18 protein-coding genes are annotated in these 21,099 nt (G+C 71.3%); 7 read left to right on the forward strand and 11 right to left on the reverse strand.

Translation table 11 applies throughout. The features are described from left to right. Positions 1–4: 4 nt before the first annotated feature. Both tap and ACZ5GT_RS15485 read right to left on the reverse strand, forming a co-directional pair. Entirely contained in the window at positions 5–2,263 is a 2,259-nt protein-coding gene (gene tap, locus ACZ5GT_RS15480) for a telomere-associated protein Tap (RefSeq protein WP_469022168.1), read from the reverse strand. Positions 2,264–2,491: 228 nt separating this feature from the next. Beyond that, positions 2,492–2,896, reverse strand: coding sequence for a RidA family protein (locus tag ACZ5GT_RS15485; RefSeq protein WP_469022173.1), 405 nt, complete (start codon positions 2,894–2,896; stop codon positions 2,492–2,494). A 135-nt stretch (positions 2,897–3,031) separates the two neighbouring features. On the opposite strand from ACZ5GT_RS15485, the gene ACZ5GT_RS15490 reads away from it, so the two are divergent. Next, entirely contained in the window at positions 3,032–3,421 is a 390-nt protein-coding gene (locus ACZ5GT_RS15490) for a winged helix-turn-helix transcriptional regulator (protein ID WP_469022178.1), read from the forward strand. Between the two features lie 220 nt (positions 3,422–3,641). On the opposite strand, the gene pntB is transcribed toward ACZ5GT_RS15490, so the two are convergent. After that, positions 3,642–5,108 carry a Re/Si-specific NAD(P)(+) transhydrogenase subunit beta gene (gene pntB, locus ACZ5GT_RS15495; RefSeq protein ID WP_469022182.1) on the reverse strand — a complete coding sequence of 489 codons (1,467 nt, stop codon included), beginning with the start codon at positions 5,106–5,108 and terminating at the stop codon, positions 3,642–3,644. 6 nt (positions 5,109–5,114) lie between these two features. Next, positions 5,115–6,671: a Re/Si-specific NAD(P)(+) transhydrogenase subunit alpha gene (locus ACZ5GT_RS15500; protein ID WP_469022189.1), complete on the reverse strand. Its 1,557-nt coding sequence runs from the start codon at positions 6,669–6,671 to the stop codon at positions 5,115–5,117. Positions 6,672–7,196: 525 nt separating this feature from the next. Here ACZ5GT_RS15500 and ACZ5GT_RS15505 point away from each other — a divergent pair. Continuing rightward, positions 7,197–8,204: an NADP-dependent oxidoreductase gene (locus ACZ5GT_RS15505; RefSeq protein ID WP_469022192.1), complete on the forward strand. Its 1,008-nt coding sequence runs from the start codon at positions 7,197–7,199 to the stop codon at positions 8,202–8,204. A 222-nt stretch (positions 8,205–8,426) separates the two neighbouring features. On the opposite strand, the gene ACZ5GT_RS15510 is transcribed toward ACZ5GT_RS15505, so the two are convergent. Next, the gene (locus ACZ5GT_RS15510) at positions 8,427–8,708 is read right to left on the reverse strand and encodes a hypothetical protein (RefSeq protein WP_469022195.1); all 282 of its coding nucleotides are present in this window, start codon (positions 8,706–8,708) and stop codon (positions 8,427–8,429) included. 265 nt (positions 8,709–8,973) lie between these two features. Here ACZ5GT_RS15510 and ACZ5GT_RS15515 point away from each other — a divergent pair, with 265 nt between their 5' ends. Next, positions 8,974–9,822 (forward strand): helix-turn-helix domain-containing protein, encoded by an 849-nt coding sequence (locus ACZ5GT_RS15515; protein ID WP_469022198.1) that lies wholly within the window; start codon positions 8,974–8,976, stop codon positions 9,820–9,822. Here the strand turns inward: ACZ5GT_RS15515 and rph are convergent. Then, positions 9,819–12,467 carry a rifamycin-inactivating phosphotransferase gene (gene rph / locus ACZ5GT_RS15520; RefSeq protein WP_469022201.1) on the reverse strand — a complete coding sequence of 883 codons (2,649 nt, stop codon included), beginning with the start codon at positions 12,465–12,467 and terminating at the stop codon, positions 9,819–9,821. The genes ACZ5GT_RS15515 and rph overlap by 4 nt on opposite strands. A gap of 375 nt (positions 12,468–12,842) precedes the next feature. Here rph and ACZ5GT_RS15525 point away from each other — a divergent pair, with 375 nt between their 5' ends. Continuing rightward, positions 12,843–13,445: a sugar O-acetyltransferase gene (locus ACZ5GT_RS15525; protein WP_469022204.1), complete on the forward strand. Its 603-nt coding sequence runs from the start codon at positions 12,843–12,845 to the stop codon at positions 13,443–13,445. A 98-nt stretch (positions 13,446–13,543) separates the two neighbouring features. On the opposite strand, the gene ACZ5GT_RS15530 is transcribed toward ACZ5GT_RS15525, so the two are convergent. From ACZ5GT_RS15530 to ACZ5GT_RS15545, 4 genes are all read right to left on the reverse strand, one after another. Continuing rightward, on the reverse strand, positions 13,544–14,146 hold the full coding sequence (locus ACZ5GT_RS15530) for a lamin tail domain-containing protein (protein WP_469022207.1): 603 nt from the start codon (positions 14,144–14,146) through the stop codon (positions 13,544–13,546). Between the two features lie 345 nt (positions 14,147–14,491). Beyond that, positions 14,492–15,808 (reverse strand): threonine--tRNA ligase, encoded by a 1,317-nt coding sequence (gene thrS, locus ACZ5GT_RS15535; RefSeq protein WP_469022650.1) that lies wholly within the window; start codon positions 15,806–15,808, stop codon positions 14,492–14,494. A 142-nt stretch (positions 15,809–15,950) separates the two neighbouring features. Then, a complete protein-coding gene (locus ACZ5GT_RS15540) occupies positions 15,951–16,952 on the reverse strand; it encodes a DMT family transporter (protein ID WP_469022210.1) in 1,002 nt (333 codons plus the stop codon). Further along, entirely contained in the window at positions 16,949–17,554 is a 606-nt protein-coding gene (locus ACZ5GT_RS15545; protein WP_469022213.1) for a TetR/AcrR family transcriptional regulator, read from the reverse strand. The genes ACZ5GT_RS15540 and ACZ5GT_RS15545 overlap by 4 nt, the downstream gene beginning before the upstream one ends. A 161-nt stretch (positions 17,555–17,715) precedes the next feature. Between ACZ5GT_RS15545 and ACZ5GT_RS15550 the strand changes: the two genes are divergently transcribed. From ACZ5GT_RS15550 to ACZ5GT_RS15560, 3 genes are all read left to right on the forward strand, one after another. After that, entirely contained in the window at positions 17,716–18,666 is a 951-nt protein-coding gene (locus ACZ5GT_RS15550) for a restriction endonuclease (protein WP_469022215.1), read from the forward strand. Between the two features lie 99 nt (positions 18,667–18,765). Continuing rightward, positions 18,766–19,443 carry a carbonic anhydrase gene (locus tag ACZ5GT_RS15555; protein WP_469022218.1) on the forward strand — a complete coding sequence of 226 codons (678 nt, stop codon included), beginning with the start codon at positions 18,766–18,768 and terminating at the stop codon, positions 19,441–19,443. After that, complete coding sequence (locus ACZ5GT_RS15560) at positions 19,440–20,141, forward strand: class I SAM-dependent methyltransferase (protein ID WP_469022225.1); 702 nt, start codon at positions 19,440–19,442, stop codon at positions 20,139–20,141. The genes ACZ5GT_RS15555 and ACZ5GT_RS15560 overlap by 4 nt, the downstream gene beginning before the upstream one ends. A gap of 58 nt (positions 20,142–20,199) precedes the next feature. On the opposite strand, the gene ACZ5GT_RS15565 is transcribed toward ACZ5GT_RS15560, so the two are convergent. Then, positions 20,200–20,982 (reverse strand): enoyl-CoA hydratase-related protein, encoded by a 783-nt coding sequence (locus tag ACZ5GT_RS15565; RefSeq protein WP_469022231.1) that lies wholly within the window; start codon positions 20,980–20,982, stop codon positions 20,200–20,202. Between the last annotated feature and the right edge of the window lie 117 nt (positions 20,983–21,099).

Consider the following 21,099-nt stretch of genomic DNA (forward strand, 5'->3'; position numbering starts at 1 on the left):
TCTCCTACTCTCCGTTGTCGGCGTCGGTGACGGTGCCGTCCTTGATGTAACGGGCGAGGTTGAGTTCCGGCGCGTCGAACCGTTCGCGGACCTCCTCGCCCCACAGGACGGTCTGGGTGCCTTCGTGTTTGACCAGGCCGGGGTTGATGCCGAGCTTGAAGCCGCCGGGCAGCGGCTTGCCGTCACGGTAGGGCAGGAAGTCCAGCGGCGATCCGCCGTCGGCCGCGTAGACGACGCAGTCGGACAGGATCGCCACCGGGTACTGCCCGGTGAACGCCGCATGCTTGACGATCTTACGGTGCAGGTTGATCCGGGTGCGGGAGATGACCGCCGCGCGGATGTCGGGCCGCCACGTCGGCCGGGACAGGGCACGCCACGGCTCGCCGGGCCGCCAGCCCTCCCCGCGCGGGCGCTCGCGCAGCTTGCCGAGGCCGCCCTTGACGGTCGCCTTGATCGCCGAGACGACGATCGCCAGCTCGGGGTCGCGCTGCCGGTAGCCTTCCATGGCCGTCAGGAAGCCGGCCGGCGCCAGGTCCGCGTGCACGCCCAGGTCGGCCATCGTGGCCAGGTAGGCGTCGCGCAGCCGGTTGTACCAGCCGTCCAGGTAGCGGCCGTTGTCGTAGCGGACGTACGCCTCGATGGGGCGCACCTGGTAACCGAGTTCCACCGCGTAGGCGACGGTGGGTGTGGCGTACCAGGCCGGGCCCTCGGGCCGCTCGCCCTTCGGCGTGAACGGGCTGGGCAGCAACTCGCCGTCCAGGTCTGCCCACTTGTCCTTGCCGACCTTCACTCTCGACAGGTCGACGTGGGAGAGGTCGACCAGCCAGGAGCCGGGCAGCTTCGGGTCGAACACCGGCTGCTTGACGCGTGTGGGTGTGCCGAGGCCGACGATCAGGCCGTTGGCGCCGGCGGCGAAGGCCATGTTCACGTCGATACCGACGAGGTGGCGGCGCATGCATTCGGCGTCGGTCATCGGGCGTGCCCAGTCGTACGCCTCCTCGAACAGCTTTTCCGCCGGGCCGCGGACGTGGAACCGCGGCAGGTCCGCCAGGAGCGGGTGCCCGTCGGGAGCCTCGCACGGGGCGCAGTCCACCGGGTCCTTGCCCAGGCTGCCGGGGTTGTGCGCGGAATGCCGCTTGCCCGTCGCGTCGGGTTCGGAGGCGCGGGTCGGCGGGTGCAGCGCGGTCATCAGCTCCAGGCCGGTGACGGCGGTGGAGCCGCAAGGCGTCATCACCCGGGACGCGTACACGCCCAGCACACGGGCGAGTTCCGCCGACGGAAGGTTCCCGGCCTCGCCCCAGTGGCGGGAGTCCAGCGCGTTCCACGACGGAACGCACAGCTGGACGCAGGCCCGCTCGGAGCCCTGCGCGGGGCGGTAGATCCGCGCCCACGGCCCGAACCCGCGCTTCGTCAACTTCCATCCGGCGCGCGCCAGTTGCTTGACGACCTTGTGCCCCTCCGGGATCCGCCCGGCGAGGCGCTCCTCGTCGGTGAGGGCGACGGGCAGGCCGTAACGTTCCAGGGCGGCCTCGGTGAGCACCAGCAGCGGGTCGGCGTCCCTGCCCGGGCCGGACAGCTTCGGCTGCCCCAGCTTCGCCGCTCGGAGTGTCCAGTCCACCAGTGCGGAGACGGACTTGGCGGGCACGTCCAGGACCAGGCCGCCGACGCAGTACGCGAGGACCTGGCCGTCGTCGTCGAGGTCGACGACCGCGAGCGGCCCGTTCTCGAACCGCGGGTCGGTGCCCGTCGCCGGGGTGCCGGCCGGGGCGGCCCTCTTCATGCCCGGGCGCCGCGATGTCGACGACGGCACGGTCGTGTGCGCCGGACGCGGCGCGACAACGGGGGCGACGGCATTCCCGGCGGTCGCGGAGGGGGGCTGAGCGTCCTCGGAGACAGGCATGGCGGCAGCCTCGGGCACCGGGGCCGGCGGCACAGGCCGCGCTCCCGCCGGATCGGGCGCGCTGGTGGCCGTGGGGGGCGCCGCCGTGTCCTGTACGGGCGTACCCGTACTGGTGGGGGCGGGGGCGGGGTAGAGTTCCGCGAGCTGTCTGAGCAGCCGGGCGTACGCGTCGCGCTCGGGCGGCCGCGGCTCCGTCCGGCCGGCCTCCCAGCCGCTGACCGTGGCGCGGCGCACTTTCAGCGCCGAGGCCACTTCTTCGACCGTCAGGCCGTGAGCCTTGCGCAGCCGCTTCCGCTCCTCCGGCGACGGCAGCGGGGAGCGGGACGCGACCAGCGCGTCGACCGCGTCGAACAACTCGGACATGGCGCACCTCCGGATCAGCACCCTACCGCCTGAAGCGCACCTATCACGTACATGAACCGCACATTTCGCGTACAGCAAGTGCGGCGTTGCGGCTTCACGGGACATTGCGGTGCTCCGGTGGGTGTGAGTCCGGCTCCGCCGAAGCGGGTTCGCCGAAGCGGGTTCGCCGGTGCGGCGACGACGGCGTCCAAGCGGGTGTGGACACGAACGTCGTCGCCGCGGCAGCGGTCAGGCGAGGACCGCCGTGGCTTCGATCTCGACCAGATGCTCGGGGACGTCCAGCGCCATGACGCCGATCAGCGTGGCCGGCGGCGCCGGATTCCCCAGCTTCGCGGCCGCCCGGGAGATCCCCTCCAGGAGTGCGGGCATCTTGTCGGCGGTCCAGTCGACGACGTAGAAGGTCAGTCTCGCCACGTCGGCGAAGGAACCGCCGGCCTCGCCCAGCGCGGTGTCGATGTTGTGGTAGCACTGCTCGACCTGCGCGGCGAGGTCGCCCTCTCCGACCGTGGTCCCTTCCGCGTCCCAGGCGACCTGCCCGGCGACGAAGACCAGCTTCGAGCCGGAGGCGATCGCCACCTGCCGGTAGACATCGATCTTCGGCAGTCCGTCGGGGTTCTTCAACGTGATCGCCATGCTGTCCCTCTCCTCGCCCAGGCTCCTGCGAGCCCCAGTTCGTCCCACAACCGTGGTCTCTTGCAGTTACTCAGGAACCGTAGGAGAGTGCGCACTGACATGGAAGAACGCACTTTTCAGTGACTGGGGAACCTCATGGTGACCAAGCAGTTCGGAGACTCGGCCGAAGACGCCGACCTGCGGCGCGCCGACTCCCTGGCGCGGGAGATCTTCTCCGACGTCGCCAACAAGTGGGCGCTGCTGATCATCGAAGCGCTGGGAGAGGGCACCCTGCGCTTCAGCGAGCTGCGCAGCCGGGTCGAGGGCATCAGCCACAAGATGCTCACCCAGAACCTGCGCATGCTGGAACGCAACGGCCTGGCCGAGCGGACCGTCCACCCCACCGTCCCGCCCCGCGTCGAGTACACCCTCACCGAGGCGGGCCACGGACTGCGGGCGACGGTCGACGGGATGTGTGACTGGACCCACCGGTACCTCCGGCACATCGAGTCCGCCCGGCTGCGGTTCGAAGCTGACGGCCAGTGAAACCTGACGGCCAGTAAACCTGACGGTCGATGGAACCTGACGGTTCGTTGGACCTGACGGTCAGATGGCCGACGCCCACCCGACCACGTCCAGGGTCTGGGTGGGCGTCGGCTCGGCCGGCGTCTCGTCGCGCATGCCGCCCGCGTCGGCACGGACCCGGCGGGCCCCGGCGCTCCGGGGCCCGACGTCCCGGTACCACGTCAGGACACAGAACGGCCCGTCAGCGGCCGGCCCCCGTCGCCTGGCGGGCGGCCGGGGCCGCGTCGCGCCGGCTGCCGGTGCCCAGTGCGTGCAGGATCTCCTCCACGCTCTGTTTGGCGTCGCCGAAGAGCATGCTGCTGTTCTCGCGGAAGAAGAGCGGGTTCTGCACGCCCGCGTAGCCGGAGGCCATGGACCGTTTGAAGACGATGACCTGCTCGGCTTCCCAGACGCGCAGCACCGGCATGCCGGCGATCGGGCTGCTCGGGTCATCGGTCGCGGCGGGGTTGACGGTGTCGTTGGCGCCGATGACCAGTACGACGGAGGTGTCGGCGAAGTCGTCGTTGATCTCGTCCATCTCCAGGACGATGTCGTAGGGCACCTTCGCCTCGGCCAGCAGTACGTTCATGTGCCCGGGCAGGCGCCCGGCGACGGGGTGGACGCCGAAGCGGACCTCGACGCCCCGGTCGCGCAGTTGCCGCGTCAGTTCCGCGACCGGGTGCTGGGCCTGGGCGACGGCCATGCCGTAGCCCGGGGTGATGATCACGGAGCGGGCCTGGGCGAGCATCTCGGCCGCCTCCGCGGCCCGCACCTCGCGGTGCTCGCCGTGCTCCTCCTCACGGCCGGACGGCGCCTCGATGCCGAAACCGCCCGCGATGACGGAGATGAAGGAGCGGTTCATCGCCTTGCACATGATGTAGGACAGGTAGGCGCCGGAGGAGCCGACCAGCGCGCCGGTGACGATGAGCAGGTTGTTGTCGAGCAGGAAGCCGGCCGCGGCCGCCGCCCAGCCCGAGTAGCTGTTCAGCATGGAGACGACGACGGGCATGTCACCGCCGCCGATCGAGGCGACCAGGTGCCAGCCGAGGGCGAGCGCCAGCGCGGTCACCGCGATCATCAGGGGCAGGCTCGGGCTGATCGTGAACCAGACGGTCAGCGCGACGAACGCCACGAGCGCGCCGACGTTCAGCGCGTTCTTGCCCGGCAGCGTCAGGGGACGGGACTTGATGCGCGCCGAGAGCTTCAGGAACGCGACGATCGAGCCGGTGAAGGTGACCGCGCCGATGAAGATGCCGATGAACACCTCGGCGTGGTGGATGCCCAGCAGGTCGGCGCCGACCTCGGTCTGCGCCGCACCGTGCGCCTCCACCTCCAGGTAGCTGTTCCAGCCCACCAGCACCGCGGCGAGGCCGACGAAACTGTGCAGGACGGCGATCAGTTCGGGCATCTGCGTCATCTCGACGCGGCGGGCCCGCCACAGGCCGATCGCCGCGCCGAGCGCCATCGCCAGCACGATCAGCGTGACCGCTCCGGCGGTGATGCTCTGGGCCGCCACGACGACGGTGGCGACCAGGGCGAGGGCCATGCCGGCGATGCCGTAGACGACGCCGGCGCGGGAGGTGCGGTGCTGGGAGAGGCCGGCCAGGCTGAGGATGAAGAGCAGGGCGGCGACCAGGTCGGCCGCGTGTGAAGCCGTCAGGGAGGTCATCTCGGCTCAGCCTTTCGAGAACATGGACAGCATGCGGCGGGTGACGGCGAAGCCTCCGAAGATGTTGACGCTCGTCAGCAGGATCGCCACGAAGGACAACGCGGTGACGATCCGGCTCTCGTGCCCGATCTGCAGCAGAGCGCCGATCACGACGATCCCGGAGATCGCGTTGGTCACCGACATCAGCGGCGTGTGCAGCGCATGGTGCACCTTGCCGATGACGTAGTAGCCGATCACCACCGCCAGCGCGAACACCGTGAAGTTGCCCGCCAGTTGAGCGGGAGCGAAGCCCACCAGCAGGAACATCGCGACCATGCCGAGCCCGATCAGGCCGAAGCGCCGCGCAGGGGTCAGCTTCGGCTGCTTCGGTTCGGGCGCCTCGGGTGCGGCCGCGGGCTGCGCGGCGGGCGCGGCCGAGACCGCGACGGGCGGCGGCGGCCAGGTGACGTCGCCGTCGCGCACCACGGTCACCGCCCGCTGCACGACGTCGTCGAAGTCGATCGTCAGCTGCCCGTCCTTGCCGGGGGTGAGCAGCTTCAGCAGGTTCACCAGGTTGGTGCCGAACAGTTGCGAGGCCTGGGCCGGCAGCCGGGAGGCCAGGTCGGTGTAGCCGATGATGGTGACGCCGTTGTCGGTGACGACCGCGCGCCCCGGCACGGTGCCCTCGACGTTGCCGCCCATCGCGGCGGCCATGTCGACGATGACGCTGCCCGGCTTCATGGCGGACACGTCCCGCGCCGTGAGCAGGCGCGGCGCGGGCCGGCCCGGGATCAGCGCGGTGGTGATCACGATGTCCACGTCCGCGGCCTGCCGGTGGTAGAGCTCGGCTGCAGCACGGTCGTAGTCGGCCGATGTCGCCTTCGCGTAGCCGTCGGTGCTCGCCTCCTGGGCGACTTCCACCGGCAGGTACTCGCCGCCCAGCGACTTCACCTGGTCCGCGACCTCGGGCCGCGGGTCGGTGGCCCGGACGATCGCGCCGAGGCTGGAGGCGGCGCCGATCGCCGCGAGACCGGCCACACCGGCGCCGGCGACCAGCACCTTCGCCGGCGGCACCTTGCCCGCCGCGGTGACCTGGCCGGTGAAGATCCGGCCGAAGACGTGCGCGGCCTCGATCACCGCGCGGTACCCGGCGATGTTCGCCATCGACGACAGCACGTCCATCGACTGCGCGCGCGAGATGCGCGGCACCGCGTCCAGCGCCAGAGCGGTCACCCCGGCATCGGCCAGTGCCCGCACCAGTTCGGGCTTCTGTGCCGGCGTCAGCAGGGCGACCACGGTCGCTCCCCGCCGCAGCCGGGCGATCTCCGCGTCGGAGGGGGCGTTCACCTTCAGGACGACATCGGCGTCCCAGGCGTCACCGATCTCGGCGCCGGCATCGGCGTACGCCTGGTCACCGAAGCCGGAGGCCTCACCGGCACCGGACTCGACGACGACCTCGTAGCCGAGGCCCAGCAGCAGTCGTACCGTCGCCGGGGTCGCCGCGACCCGCGTCTCCCCGGAGACGGACTCGGCCACCGCGCCGATGCGGCGAGGAGGATGGTGCGAGGCTTCTTCAGCAGACATGTCCTGTATCTCTCGTCAGAGGAGGGTGCGAAAGGGGGATCTGCGCCTGGGGAGTGACGACGTCCTCCCCGTGATCGCTGGAACCTAACCCGACTGACGGGTACGGGCCAACGCGAACAGACGGTGACGTGGTTCACCTTGCGCTACGGCCCGAGATGATCCGACGACGCGGGACCACACCGGCCGGGCCCGCGCGGTCGGGCCGCTCCGCCCGGTCGCGGCCGCCGGTCTGACGGTGCGGCTGTGGGCTCGGGAGCGCCGGGCGCCACCGGGGGCCGACGGGAACGCCTGCGGCTGCCGGTTCACGGCCACGGGGTTGTCCTTCGACGACGGCATCGGCGTCGAGGGGCGCGAACACCGGCCGGGCCGCTTCGGGAGCGTCAGGTCGCGACGCCAGGCACGGTGCACGCCGACGGCACTGCGCCGACAGCTCATCGACTGTGACCATAGACACACCCTCTTCACACCCACTGACATACCTACTGGTCGGTACCCTGCGGCAAGCCGTCAATGACAGGAGGCGCGATGTCCGTGACCAACCGCCAGATCCGCCTGGCCGCGAGGCCGGTGGGCGAAGTAAAGCCCGAGGACTGGGAGCACGTCTCCGCGCCCGTGGAGGAGCCCGGTCCCGGCCGCTTCGCGGGCCGCACCCGTGTCATCTCCCTCGACCCGGCGATGCGGGGCTGGCTGGACGACCGCCCCTCCTACCTGCCGCCCGTGGGCATCGGCGAGGTGATGCGCGCCGGATCGGTCATCGAGGTGACCGCCTCCGACCATCCCGACTACCGCCCCGGTGATCACGTGGTCGGCACCTTCGGCGTCCAGGAACACGTGGTCTCCGACGGCCGGGGCGCCATGAAGATCGACACCTCCCTCGCCCCGCCCTCCACGTACCTCGGCGCGCTGGGCATGCCCGGCATGACCGCCTATTTCGGCCTGCTGGACGTCGGGGCGCTGCAGGACGGCGAGACCGTTGTGGTCTCGGGGGCGGCCGGGGCGGTGGGCAGCATCGTCGGGCAGATCGCGAAGGCCAGAGGCGCCCGGATCGTGGGCATCGCCGGAGGGCCGCAGAAGTGCGCGCTGCTCACCGACGAACTGGGCTTCGACGCGGCGATCGACTACCGCGCCGAGGATGTCCGGAAGGCGCTGCGCCGGCACGCCCCCGACGGCATCGACGTCTACTTCGACAACGTGGGAGGCGACATCCTCGACGCCGCCCTGACGCGGCTGGCGATGCACGCGCGCGTGGTGATCTGCGGTGCGATCAGCCAGTACAACAACGCCACACCGGTCAAGGGCCCGTCCAACTACCTCTCGCTGCTGGTGCGCCGCGCCCGCATGGAGGGAATGGTCGTGTTCGACTACGCCAAGCGCTTCCCGCAGGCCGCGCAGGACATCTCGGCCTGGATCGGCTCCGGCCGCATCAAGGTCAAGGAGCACGTGGTCAAGGGAAGCGTGGACGACTTCCCCGAGACGTTGCAGATGCTCTTCCGCGGAGAGAACGTCGGCAAACTCGTCCTGGAACTGGCCTGACCGTCGCCTCCCTGTTCGAGCGTCAGGCGACGGTCCTTGCCTGAGGCGCCGGCAGCCGGGGAACACCCAGTAGGTACGGCCGGGTGGGCGCGGCCGGCGGCTCCGGCTCGCGTGTCGGCGGCCTGCGGGGACCGGGGGGACCGGCAGTGGATGGTCGGGCCGCGGTCCGCCGTCGGTGGCCTCCGCCCGTGCAGGAGTGGAGGCCACCGGCAGGCTAGGTGCTCAGCGGTTGGTCCACAGGTTCCACACCCACGGCCACATGGAGCCCTCGGCGCACTGGTAGCGGTCCCAGTGCCCACGATCGATGCCCTGCTGACCGGCCGTCTGGCAGCCGCCCAGGGTCATGAACTTGCCGCGGTGGATGTCGAGGCCGTCGGCCGCCCGGACGGCTGCCGTCCGGTGGGACGCCGCGCTCGGGGCCGCGAGGGCAGGCGCGGCCGAGACCAGGCCGAGCCCGACCACGGTCGTCGCCGCGAAGGCGGACAGTGCGGTGCGTGCACGCATGATGGAGATCCTTTCGGTAGGGGTTCGAGGCCGGGCCGTGCGGCGTCCGCCGGCACTGCCACGACCACCGGCACGCTCACCCTCGGGGGTGATCTGCTCGGCCGGTATGCCGAGTTTGCACAGGAAGGCGCCCCTTGGAAACCAGATCCCGCTTGCTTCACCGATGTCGGGATAAATACAGTCCTGACCTGCCGGGACGCGTCCGTCCCGGGACACGGGACAACCGCGGGACGCGGTCTCTCCCCCGCACGAAAGGCCCTTCGCGATGACCGGCCGACGACCGGACCATGGTGCGGCAGCAGCACGGAAGCTGGGAGACGCGCTGCGGAGCCTCCAGCAGCAGTCGGGGCGCACACTGCGCAGTCTGGAGACCCAGGTCCGTATCAGCGACTCGTCGCTCTCCCGCTACTTCCGCGGGGAAACGGTGCCGGCCTGGACGGTGGTGAGTGACCTTTGCCGGGCGTTGGGGGCGGACCCTGCCGAGTACCGTGCCCTGTGGGAAGCGGCCGACCGCAACCGCCCCGACGAGCCGGCCGGCACCGGCACCATCACCGGCAGCGGCACCAACAGCGGCAGCACGGCAGACGCTGTCGGTCCGTCACGCCTCCCCGGCCTGGCCCGGTGGCCCCGGCTGCGCGGGGCCGTGTCCGGTCGCTGGGTCACCGCGGCGGCCGCGGCAGCCGTGGGCGGACTCGCAACGGCGCTGCTGCTTCTCCTGCTTCCCTCACCGGGCGCGCCCGGTGCCGCGCCCGCGCAGGGCGGCACGGGCAGCACGGGCAGCGCGAGCAGAAGCAGCGACGCCGGTGTCCTCGTGCACAACGTCGAGAAGGCATGCCAGAAACCCCGCACGAACGAATGCGCTCTGTCCCTGGCCTACAGTCCCTACCGCCCCTACGTGACTTCCAACTCGGCCGGCCGTGTGTGGCACCACGACCTGCTCCGCGCCCGGTGCACCATCGCCAACGGCGTCACCGTCACCGACGAGAACCACAAGCACACCAGCATCTGGATCCAGGTCACACGCGACGGGGAACACCTCTGGCTCCCCGGCATCCGCGTCCGCCCCGACCAGTTGAACCAGCTCACCACCGTGCTGCCCACCTGTCCCTCCTAGGAACCGGTTCCGGCTGGACGGCTCTTCCCGGTGTGGTCGGCCGACAGGATTTCGACGTAGCCGTCGGTTCCGTGGACGCGGATCCGCTGCCCGTCCCGGATCAGCCGGGTGGCCCGCTCCACGCCCACGACGGCCGGCAAGCCGTACTCCCGCGCGATGACCGCGCCATGGGTCATCAGGCCGCCCACCTCCGTCACCAGGCCGGTGATTCCGACGAACAGGGGCGACCAACTGGGGTCGGTACAGGCCGTGACCAGGATGTCGCCCGCCTCGAGATCGGCCTGCGCCATGTCACGGATGACGCGGGCCCTGCCCTCGACGGTCCCGGCGGAGACCGGCAGGCCGGTCAGGGCACCGGCCGGCACGTCCTGACGGCGGTACGCCCCGGCGAGGACCTCGCCGTCCGAGGTGAGCACCCGGGGTGGTGTGAGCCCGTGGTACGACCGGAAGGCGTCCTTGCGCTGCCGGACGAGCCGCTCGTCCACCCGGTGCGAGCGCACGACGTCGTGAAGCTCCTGGAACGTGAGGTAGAAGACGTCCTCCCGTTCAGGAAGCACGCCCTCCCGCACGAGACGCTCGGCCTCCTCCAGGAGGGCCTGCCGGTAGACGAAGTAGCGGCTGACGATGTCGTACTTCGGGTACTCCCGGTATCCGATGAAGGTCCGGACCCGGTCGATCATCCGTTTGGCCTCGTCGGCCTTCCGTCCGCCGTCCGGCAGGGTCCGCAGGCGTGACAGCACGTCCTGCTCCTTCTTCCGCGCCTCCTGCCGTCCCTGCTCGAAGCGCCGTCCGGCGGCGCCAGGTTCGAAGTTCCTGACGTTGTCGAGGATCACGGGCACGAGAGTGGCGGGCCGCTCGCGCCAACGCGGTCTGGTGATGTCGATCTCACCGACGCAGCGCATGCCGTACCGGTCCAGGTAGGCCTCGAACGCGGCGCGCGCTTCGGTGCCGCCCGGGAGCTTCGTCAGTTCGTCCAGGAAGTCCTCGTCCCCGACTCCCTGGAGAAAGGCCGTCACGTCCGGATGCGGACGGATCGCATCCGCGACGTCGAGCAGTGCCAGGCCCATCTCCGAGGTGATGTTGCCGGGGGCGGACAGCGTGAGTGTGTCCGCCGCGTTCTTCTCCCCCAGCCACGCCCGCAGCTTGTCGTTGAGCCACCACGTGGCCTCCATCCCCGCCATGATCGCCTGGATGCTCAGCGGATCACTGAGGACGCGTTTGTGCTCCTCGAAGGCGTCCAGCAGGAAGTCGAACAGCGCCGGTCCGGTCTTCGTCCGGATGTCACGCCTCAGGGCGGCGATGGACGCCTGGCTGCGCCTGACCAGCTCCGTGACGACGGCCGGATCGGTCTCGACCGGAGCGGGCGGGCCGGCGGCCGGCGGCCCGCCGGGACCCTCGTCCGGGAGCGACGGGACGAAGTCGTCGCCGCGGTGGAGGACGGTCTCCAGCGCGTCCCTGGTCAGCGGATCGGATCTCCCCACGAGGTCCAGGAGGCGGGCGCGGCCCGCGGGCGCGGCCAGGCGCCGGGTGACGTCGACGAACAGCCGCCCGCCGGCCTCGTGCATCGGCACCATGGCCGTCAGCTTCCACATGGAGAGCCCCAAGGGCCTCATGGGATCGGTCATCATCTGCTGATGACCGACGGAGACGTAGACGTGGTTCTCCTGGTCGCCGGTCTCGGGGGCGGGGACGGGGAACAGAGTGGTGATCGGCCGGCTCTGGACGATCTGGAAGCCGTCGTCGTCCAGGCACCATTCGATGTCCTGCGGGCAGCCGAAGTGTGCTTCGATCCGCCGCCCGAGCCGCACCAGTCGCAGCACCTGCTCATCCGTCAGCGCCGGCTGCCGCTGCCGCCCCGGGTCGATCACCGATTCCTCGAAGCCGCCGGTCGGCAGAGCGCGCACGGCACGCTGCTTGGCGGCGATCGCCCTGGCGACGACTTCGCCGCCTCTCACCTCGAAGACGTCCGGGTCGACCAGACCGGAGACCAGTGCCTCGCCGAGGCCGAAGCCGGCGTCGACGGTGGCAACCTTCCGGTTGCCCGTGACGGGGTCGGCCGTGAACAGGATGCCGGCCGCGTCCGGAAGCACCATCCGTTGCACGACCACGGCCATCTGAACCGTACGGTGGTCGATGTCGTTCCGCCGACGGTAGGTCACGGCCCGCTCGGTGAACAGCGAAGCCCAGCACCGGCTGACGTGCCGGAGGATCGCCGCCGGCCCCACGACGTTCAGGTACGTGTCCTGCTGGCCGGCGAAGGAGGCCGTCGGCAGGTCCTCGGCCGTCGCGCTGGAGCGGACGGCGTAGGCGGCTTGCGGGCCGAACCGGGCGAGCGCACCGGTGATCTCCGCGGCGAGATCACCCGGAACGGCGACGCCTTCGACGGTCCGGCGGATCTGCGCGCTCAGCGTGCGGATCGTCTCCCGGTCGTCCGGGTCCGCGCGCGACAGTCGATCGAGCCGGTCCTCGAACGACGGCGCCTCCGCCATGATCAGCCGAAACGCGTCCGTCGTCACGCAGAAGCCACCCGGCACGCGGACGCCTTCGATCCGCGACAGCCCGCCCAGGAGCGCACCCTTGCCGCCGACGACCGCGACCTGTGTCTCGTCCACCTCTTCGAGATCCAGCACGTACCTCTCGGTCATCGCGATGCCTCCGAGACAGCCGTGCTCCGTCGTCGACGGCGACGCAGACAGCTCGTGCCCTCAAATCCGCAGCTTGTGGTCATGGCCGACGATTCTGCGCCGCCACCCGGGTCTTGCCGCAAGCCCCCCGGCGCGCTATACGTTGAGAGTGGCGAGGAGAGCGTTCTCCTCGCCTTCGTGTTTCGTCGGCCGCCGGAGCCGATCCGCCCGGCTGCGGTCCCTCGGCCGGGCTGCACGACGATCGACGATCCGCTGTCCGAAAGGGATCACGGCGTCTCCGTGCCCTACGTAGGCTCTGCACGCGCGTGTCGACGCGGTCGACCAGAGACGCGTGGGGCCTGTGCCCGAAGGGTCGGACAGAAGGAGCGTTCCGCTGTGACGCATGCTCACGAGGAAGAAGTCCTGTCCCGGATCGCCGAGGGGCTTGTCTACACCGAGTCGGAAGCGGCCTTCCAGGCCCCTCGGCGCCGTACCGAGCAGATCTTCGAGTACAACCACACCCCACCGGGCGAAGTGGAGAAGCGTCGGTCGCTGCTCGTCACGATCTTCGGCTCGGTCGGTGAACGCACGGTCCTGCTACCGCCGTTCCACGCCGGGTTCGGCAGCAACGTCCACATCGGTGACGACTTCTTCGGGAACGTGAACCTGACGTTCGTCGACGACGTGGACATCCGGATAGGCGACGGCGTCATGATCGCGCCCAGCGTGACCCTGACCACGACAGGACACCCGGTGCATCCCTCGCGACGCGCTGACTTCGGACGGTTCTCGGAGCCGATCGTGATCGAGGACAAGGTGTGGATCGGCAGCAACGCGGTGGTCCTGCCCGGCGTTCGCATCGGATACGGGTCGGTCATCGGCGCCGGCAGCGTCGTCAGCCGCAGCATTCCCCCGATGACCGTCGCGGTCGGAGCCCCTTGCCGGGTGGTCCGCCCCATCACGGAGGAGGACCTCACCACCCGCACCGCAGGTCATTGAGCACGGGCGACCGCCCTGGTCCTGCTGTGCCGAGTCACCGCGCCACTCCCCAGGAGTGGCGCGGTGCCGTGAACGGTGTGCCGGTTTCCTACGGACCGTCAGTAGCGGCGGTCCGTCATGCGGTCACCGCCGTCGCGCCGCTGGTCACCGTCGTAGCGGTGGCCGCCGTCGTGGTGGTGGCGGTGGCGGTCATCGCCGTCGCGGTGGTCATGACGGTCACCGTCGCGGCCATCGCGGCCGTCGCGGCCCCAGGAGAACTCGTCGATGAACCGGCCCCGGTCGTTGCGCAGGGTCGCGGTGTCGTAGTCGTCGTCCCACACGTAGTCGCGGCGGTCCTGGTACAGGTCGTCGGAGGTGTCCCGGCCGATGCCGGTGTGCACGCGGACGGTCGAGCCGCCCTCCAGCCAGACGCGGCGGAAGGTGTAGGTGTTGCCGTCCTCGTCGGAGAGGGTCCAGCCGTCCAGGTCGACGGCTCGGCGGGAATTGTTGGTGATGTCCACCCACTCCCTGTTCAGCGAGCGATTGGAGCGGTTCTCCCAGCCCGGGGAGTCGTACTGCACACCGCTGATGACCACACGCTCACGGTACGGGCGGCCGTGGCCGTGGTCGGCAGCCGCGGCCGGCAGCGCCACCGCGCCCACGACAGCGGCGGCCACGCCGCACGCGGCGGCCAGACGGCGAGCGGAGGAAGAAACGGACACGAAGTCCCCCTTCACGAGTGCGCACACCCCCGGGACGCCGTCAACGGCGCGGGCCGGCAGGGTGTGTGGTGCTGGTGTGTGACCGGTCGGCCGCACACGCACACCCTGCGGCCCTCGTCCCGCCGGGTGTGCGACCCGCGAACGGCGGTTACGAATTGCTCATATTCCTGTGACTCTCGGATGCAAGGCACATGAATGTCTGGAGTGTGCAATCTTGACGCCATATTGGGGTGTTTGGGGCTGGAAGTACGGGCCTGTGGCACTGCTCGGCCGGCTCTCGCCACCCCACCGGCAGCGCCGCGGTCACCCGAAAGTGCGTAACAACGATCCGTGCGGCGATGCCCGCTATGAGGTGGCAGCGGCCCACAGGTCGGTGCTGTGGGCCCCGATGAGGGCGCTGATGTGGGTGAGTGCGTCAGTGGCGGGCTGCGGGGCGAGCCGGCGTCCGTCACGCAGGCGCAGTGCGACGTGATCGTCAGCGGCTTCCCTGGCGCCGATGACGGCTTGGTAGGGAACCAGGCGGGCCTCTCGGACACGGGCGCCCAGGCTGCCGCGTTCCGGTCCGGCGATCTCGGCTCGCAGTCCGAGGCGGACGCAACGCCGGGCGAGGGCGGCGGCGTTCGGCAGTTCGGTGTCGGAGACCGGGAGAATGACCAGCTGAGTGGGGGCGAGCCAGGCGGGGAAGGCGCCGCCGTGCTGTTCGATGAGGTGGGCGACGGCTCGTTCCACACTGCCGATGATGCTGCGGTGGACCATGACCGGGCGGTGTCTGGCGCCGTCCGCGCCGATGTAGTGCAGGTCGAACTGTTCGGGCTGGTGGAAGTCGACCTGGACGGTGGACAGGGTGGACTCCCGGCCGGCGCCGTCGGTGACCTGTACGTCGATCTTGGGGCCGTAGAACGCCGCCTCCCCCTCGGCCGCCTCGTAGGGCAGGCCGGAGCGGTCCAGGACGTCGGTCAGCAGGGCGGTGGAGCGTCGCCACTTCTCGGGCGCGGCGACGTACTTGCCACCGGGACCGGGGAGGGAGAGCCGGTAACGGGTTGGGGTGATGCCGAGCGCCGCGTACGCCCGGCGGATCATCTCCAGCGCCGCCTGCGCCTCCTCGGCGACCTGCTCCAGGGTGCAGAAGATGTGCGCGTCGTTGAGCTGGATGGCCCGTACGCGGGTCAGTCCGCCGAGCACGCCGGAGAGTTCGGAGCGGTACATGCCGCCCAGTTCGGCGATGCGCAGGGGCAGTTCGCGGTAGCTGTGGGAGCGGGAGCGGTAGATCACCGCGTGATGGGGGCACAGGCTGGGCCGCAGGACGACCTGCTCCCCGCCGAGTTCCATCGGGGGGAACATGTCGTCGCTGTAGTGCGCCCAGTGCCCGGAGATCTCGTACAGGTCCCGCTTGCCGAGTACCGGTGAGTACACGTGGCGGTAGCCCGCTCGCCGCTCGGCGGCGCGGATGTACTCCTCCAGGGTGTGCCGTACGGTCGCGCCGTCGGGCAGCCAGTACGGCAGGCCGGCGCCGATCAGCGGGTCGGTGTCGAACAGGCCAAGTTCGCGGCCGAGTTTGCGGTGGTCGTGCATGGCGGTCTCCTCGCGGGCATCGGGCGGGTGACCGCAAGGCGAAGCCCCGGGGCACTCGCCCCGGGGCTTCGGACTGAAGACATCTGTCAGCGCGCCGGGACACTCTCCGGCGTCGTCGTCATGGCAGCGCGCTTCATGCGGCAGACGCTAGCAGGAGGCAGTGGCGTCCGCACGGCCATTTCTCGTCAGGAGTGCCCGGTCGCAGGCCGACACACCGAACCGGCCCGCGCGTTCAGTCGGCGTGGGCGGCAAGGCCGGCTTCGGCGTAGTCGTCGTGGACCGCGGGGTTCCGTGGCCGCAGCCGTTGCCGTGGGCGGAAGGGGGCAGGGGTGGTGAGGACGGCGAGGCAGGCGGTCACGAGGGCGATGCCGGCCCAGCCGGCGGCGGGGAGGCGTTCACCGACGACGAGGACGGCGAGGACCGCGGCGACGACCGGTTCCAGCAGGGACAGGGTGGTGGCGGTGCTGGCGGGCACATGGGCGAGGCCCCGTCCGAACAGCACGTAGCCGACGAACATGGGCACCAGCGCCATGTAGATGCCGACGGCCGCATTGGACCAGGAGCCGACGAGCGGGGCGCCGGTGAGCGCCAGGACGGGCAGGAGGAGCAGTCCGCCGAGCCCGAAGACGCTACCCATCGCCGCGCGGGAGGGGACCTGGCGGGTGATGAGCCGGTGCGCGGCCCAGGAGTACAGGGCGTAGGTCGCGGCCGCCACGAGGCCGAGGCCGACGCCGAGCAGCGCAGCGGCCGCGGAGCCCCGGTTCGAGGCGGAGTGGCCGGTGCGGGCGGCCTCGGCGAGGCACAACAGGACGGTGCCGAGCAGGCCGAGGCCGGCCGCGAGGATCCAGCGGCGGGCGAGCCGGCGGCCGTCCACGACGCGTTCGATCAGGGCCGAGGCGAGCGGGGCGGTGCCGATGGACACCACAGTGCCCACGGCCACTCCGGCCAGGCGCATGGAGGTGTAGAACGCCAGCGGGTAGACCGCCACCGCGGCGGCGCCGAGCAGTACCGTGCCACGCTGGGCACGCAGGCGGGCGGCCTGGCGAGTGATCTGCCGGACGGCGGCGAGGGCCTGGAGGAGCCCGCCCACGCCCATGGCGACGGCGCCGATGGCGAGCGGGCCCACGCCCGGAGCGAAGCCGGCGGCGGTGCCCGTCGTGCCCCACAGCAGGGAGGCCGCCAGCACGCACAGGGCTCCCGTGCCGGAGGACCGGCCGCGGTCGGTGCCGCTCACAACCGGTCCAGCAGGGTCGCGGCGAGCGAGCGGGCGTGCCGGAGACGGTCACCGTGCCCCTCCAGCCCCGCACGGGCCATCGCCCCCTCCAGGAGGAAGGCGAGGTGCTCAGCCGTCGCGCGGACCTCGTCGGGGCGGCCGGGGATCAGTTCCTCCACGTGTCCGGCGATCAGACGCTCGACCTCCTCCTTGTGGGCGCGCACCACGGCCCGGCCCTCGTCGCCGACCGGCAGCTCGGCGGCGGCGTTGAGCAGGCCGCAGCCGCGGAAGCCGTGCTCGTAGGCGAACGCGGCGTGGTCGGCGTACGCGTCGAAGACGGCCAGCACCCGGTCGCGCGGGCCCTCGGCTTCCTCCAGCCGGGCCCGGTACAGGCCGAGCCACTCCTCGTGCCGGGCGTCGAGGTAGGCGCGGACCAGCTCGGCCTTCGAGGAGAAGTTGTTGTACAGGCTCATCTTCGCTACGCCGGCCTCGGCGGTGATCGTGTCGATACCGGTCGCCGCCACGCCGTCGGCGTAGAAGCGGCGGGCTGCCGCTTCCAGCAGCCGCTCCCGCGCCGGCCGCCGCCGACCGGGTCCCATCGTGCTCACGTCAGCCTCGCTCATCACATTCCCGATTAGGTAGGTAGGTCTACCTAGATTAGCCGATGCGAGGGCTCTCGTGGAAGCAGGGCCCGGGCGCCGGCGCCGGCGCGGCGGTCAAGATCGGATCTCGGGGCAGACGGCCCAGTGATCACCTGCCGACGACGGGAAAGGGCATCACCACCGTGACCACACGTACGCGCCGCATACGAACCGGCGACCGCCGACGGCCCTTCGACCTCCGCGCCACGGCCGTGTTCTTCGCCCTTCTCGCGCTCCTGCTGACCCTCACCGGCTTCGCCGTCCGCTCGGCGGCCGACGCCCTGCGGCACCGCCCGGTGTGGGTCGTGCTCTGCCTCGTCATGACGGCGACCGTCATGACGCTGCGCGGGCGCCGGCGCAGATTCTCCGCGAAGCGGACCGCGCGCCGGGCCGCCGCGGCCCTGGAGGAGGCGACGCACACCGCCCTCGACATACTCGAGACGCCGCCGGTCCCCACCGTGGCCGCACAGGCCGCGGGCACCGCACCGGCGACCGTTTGTCCGGGCCTGCCGGCGCCCCGCCCGGGCGACGACGCGACGGAGGCGACGATCGCCCTGCCGGGCGGCGGGGCGGCCACCGCGCCGGTGGCCGGTGCCGAGGCCCCGATCGACGCGGCCGGCACCCTGGAAACCCCCGGAGCCCCCGGAGCCCCCGGAGCCCCCGAGACGGTCGTGTACGGGGGCGCGGTCGACTACGACAGCTTGGACGCCGACGAGTTCGAGCAGGCGATCGCAGGGCTGTGCGAGCGGGACGGATGCTCCCCGGTCGACGTCGTCGGGGGCGCGGGAGACCTCGGCGCCGACGTCCTGGCCGTCGCTCCGGACGGGCGCCGCGTCGTCATCCAGTGCAAGCGCTACTGCGACAGCAACCGCGTCGGCTCCCAGGACCTGCAGCGCTTCGGCGGCACCTGCTACACCGTCCACGAGGCCGACATCGCCGTCGTCGTCACCACGAGCGACTTCACCGCGCCGGCCGCCGAGTACGCCGAACAGTGCGGCATCGTCTGCGTGGACGGCGACGCCCTGCGGGCCTGGAGCGACGGCACCGGGCCGGCGCCGTGGAGCGCACCGGCCCCCGACCAGCCCCGGCACTGAGCCGGCCGCGCTCGCCGGACCCGGCCGACGACATCGCCGCCGTACGACACAGCCGTGCCCTTACCCCCGGCGGGACGGCGTCCGTCGTAGCCTGCGGCCATGACCGACACCACCCCTTCCACCCCGCGCGAAGCCTTCGACCTGCTCCTGGCGGGCAACGACCGCTTCGCCGCCGGCACCCCCCTGCACCCCAACCAGGACGCCGCCCACCGCGCCGGCCTGGCCACCGCCCAGCGCCCCTTCGCCGTACTGTTCGGATGCTCCGACTCGCGGCTGGCCGCCGAGATCATCTTCGACCAAGGGCTCGGAGACCTGTTCGTCGTCCGCACCGCCGGACATGTGGCGGGGCCGGAAGTCCTGGGCAGCATCGAATACGGGGTGAGCGTGCTGGGATGTCCGCTGGTCGTGGTGCTCGGCCACGACAGCTGCGGGGCCGTGGCGGCGACCCGGGAGGTCGTGGCCGACGGTACGACCGCCCGCGGGTACCTGCGGGAGGTGACGGCGCGGGTGACACCCAGCGTGCTGGCCGCTCACGCCGCCGGCGCGAGCGGCGACGACGAATTCATCGACACCCACGTACGGCACACCGTCGACTTCCTCGTGGAGCGCTCCCGGGAACTGGCCGACCAGGTCGCCGCCGGACGTACCGCGGTCGTGGGCCTGTCCTACCGTCTGGCCGAGGGCAACGCACGGCTGGTCACCTCCCGCGGCCTGGATCTGCCCTCGGGCCCGGTCTCCCTTTCCGACGCCACGCCGAACGCGGAGCGGCCGGTGTGACGAACGCGGACGAACGGGTGACACGGGTCCGCGAGGTACGCCGCCGGCTCGCGCGGGAGGGGCCACCGCGGACGCGAGACCGTGAGCGGGACTTCGAGATCGTCGCGGTGCCCGAACGGCACGGCGATCAACTGCGCGATCTGCTGGTCTCCGAGGGGGCCGAGAAGGTCATCGAGATCGGTCTCGCGTACGCCGGCTCCGCCCTCGCCATCGGTGAGGCTCTGGCAACCGTCGATCCTCCGCTGCCCCGGCACATCGTGATCGACCCGTTCCAGGAGCGCGAGTACGCCAACGCCGGTTGGGATCTGCTGCGCTCCGCGGGGCTGGACACGTTCACCACGCTCATGCCCACTCCGTCGTCGACCGCGCTGCCGCGGCTGCTCGGCGAAGGCTTCGTCGCGGACGCGGCGTTCGTGGACGGCAGTCACCGGTTCCACGAAGTCTTCGTCGACCTCTACTTCTTGCGCAAGATCGTCCGGCCCGGGGGTGTGATCGTCATCGACGACGACTGGTGGCCGTCCGTACACGCGGCCGCGCGGTACTACGAGCGCAACACGGGATGGCACCTGATCCCCGACGCCTTTCCCGGTGACCCGAGCGGCACCGGACCGCACGGCGCACAAGGGCCCCGGTGCAAGGCCTATCGGCTGCCCGACCCCCCGTTCGAGCCTCCCTTCGATGCGTTCCGCGCGTTCTGACCTGGAGGTCACCTGGATTCCGGTCGCCGGCCAGGAGAGGCGCCGCCTGGCGGGCGCCTCAGGCTCGGTCGGTTGCGGTGGTTCGGTCGAGGAATCGGCGTAGGCCGGTTCGTACGCCGTCGGTGGGGACGGTGGCGGCGAAGCACGCGGCCTCGACCGCCAGGGCCTCGTCGATCGGCAGGTTCATGCCGCGGGTGACCGCGCGCAGGCAGGCCGCCACGGCCGTCGGTGCGTGCCGGGTGATCCGTGCGGCCAGGTCCCGTGCGGCGTCGAGAAGGTGGTCGGTCGGTACGACGGAGTTGACGAGGCCCAGTTCGGCGGCTCGGGCGGCCGGGATCGGGTCGCCGGTGAGGATCATCTCCAGGCCGCGCTTGCGGCCGACGTGTCGTGGCAGGCGCTGGGAGCCGCCGAAGGGAGGCGGGAAGCCGAGGGAGATCTCGGGTTTGGCGAAGGTCGCGTGCTCGGCGGCGATCGCGAGCGGTGCGGCCTCGGTGATCTCGCAACCGCCGCCGTAGGCGAGGCCGTTGACCGCGACGATCACCGGCTTGGGGAACTCCTCGATCCGCCGGGTCAGCGCGTGTCCCCGGCGGACGATCTCGCGCACCGCCCGTTCGGGCCCGCCGGCGATGCTGCCCGCCAGCGACGGGATGTCCGCGCCGGCACTGAACGCCCTGTGCCCCGCGCCGGTCAGGACGACCGCCCGGACGCCGTCGTCGGAGTCGGCGAGGTCGAGCTGGGCGAGCAGCGCGTCGATCGTCGGGTAGTCGAGGGCGTTGAGCTTTTGCTCCCGGTCGATGGTGATCACCACGACCTGGTCGTCCCGCTCGATGCGCACCGTCATGCCGGGTACTCCGTTTCGCCTGGGTCCGGAGCTGCCGAGGCTACGAGCCGGGAGGCAGGACGATCCATTGATTGTCCTGGATACACTGGCGCTCTTCCACGATCCCGGTCCTCCTTC

Source organism: Streptomyces sp. NPDC031340 (assembly GCF_055569945.1).

What these genes read in the sequence shown, in the direction of transcription:
- tap (WP_469022168.1), bottom strand. Translation starts at nt 2,263, where the DNA reads ATGTCCGAGTTGTTCGACGCGGTCGACGCGCTGGTCGCGTCCCGCTCC.
- ACZ5GT_RS15485 (WP_469022173.1), bottom strand. Translation starts at nt 2,896, where the DNA reads ATGGCGATCACGTTGAAGAACCCCGACGGACTGCCGAAGATCGATGTC.
- ACZ5GT_RS15490 (WP_469022178.1), top strand. Translation starts at nt 3,032, where the DNA reads ATGGTGACCAAGCAGTTCGGAGACTCGGCCGAAGACGCCGACCTGCGG.
- pntB (WP_469022182.1), bottom strand. Translation starts at nt 5,108, where the DNA reads ATGACCTCCCTGACGGCTTCACACGCGGCCGACCTGGTCGCCGCCCTG.
- ACZ5GT_RS15500 (WP_469022189.1), bottom strand. Translation starts at nt 6,671, where the DNA reads ATGTCTGCTGAAGAAGCCTCGCACCATCCTCCTCGCCGCATCGGCGCG.
- ACZ5GT_RS15505 (WP_469022192.1), top strand. Translation starts at nt 7,197, where the DNA reads ATGTCCGTGACCAACCGCCAGATCCGCCTGGCCGCGAGGCCGGTGGGC.
- ACZ5GT_RS15510 (WP_469022195.1), bottom strand. Translation starts at nt 8,708, where the DNA reads ATGCGTGCACGCACCGCACTGTCCGCCTTCGCGGCGACGACCGTGGTC.
- ACZ5GT_RS15515 (WP_469022198.1), top strand. Translation starts at nt 8,974, where the DNA reads ATGACCGGCCGACGACCGGACCATGGTGCGGCAGCAGCACGGAAGCTG.
- rph (WP_469022201.1), bottom strand. Translation starts at nt 12,467, where the DNA reads ATGACCGAGAGGTACGTGCTGGATCTCGAAGAGGTGGACGAGACACAG.
- ACZ5GT_RS15545 (WP_469022213.1), bottom strand. Translation starts at nt 17,554, where the DNA reads ATGAGCGAGGCTGACGTGAGCACGATGGGACCCGGTCGGCGGCGGCCG.
- ACZ5GT_RS15555 (WP_469022218.1), top strand. Translation starts at nt 18,766, where the DNA reads ATGACCGACACCACCCCTTCCACCCCGCGCGAAGCCTTCGACCTGCTC.
- ACZ5GT_RS15565 (WP_469022231.1), bottom strand. Translation starts at nt 20,982, where the DNA reads ATGACGGTGCGCATCGAGCGGGACGACCAGGTCGTGGTGATCACCATC.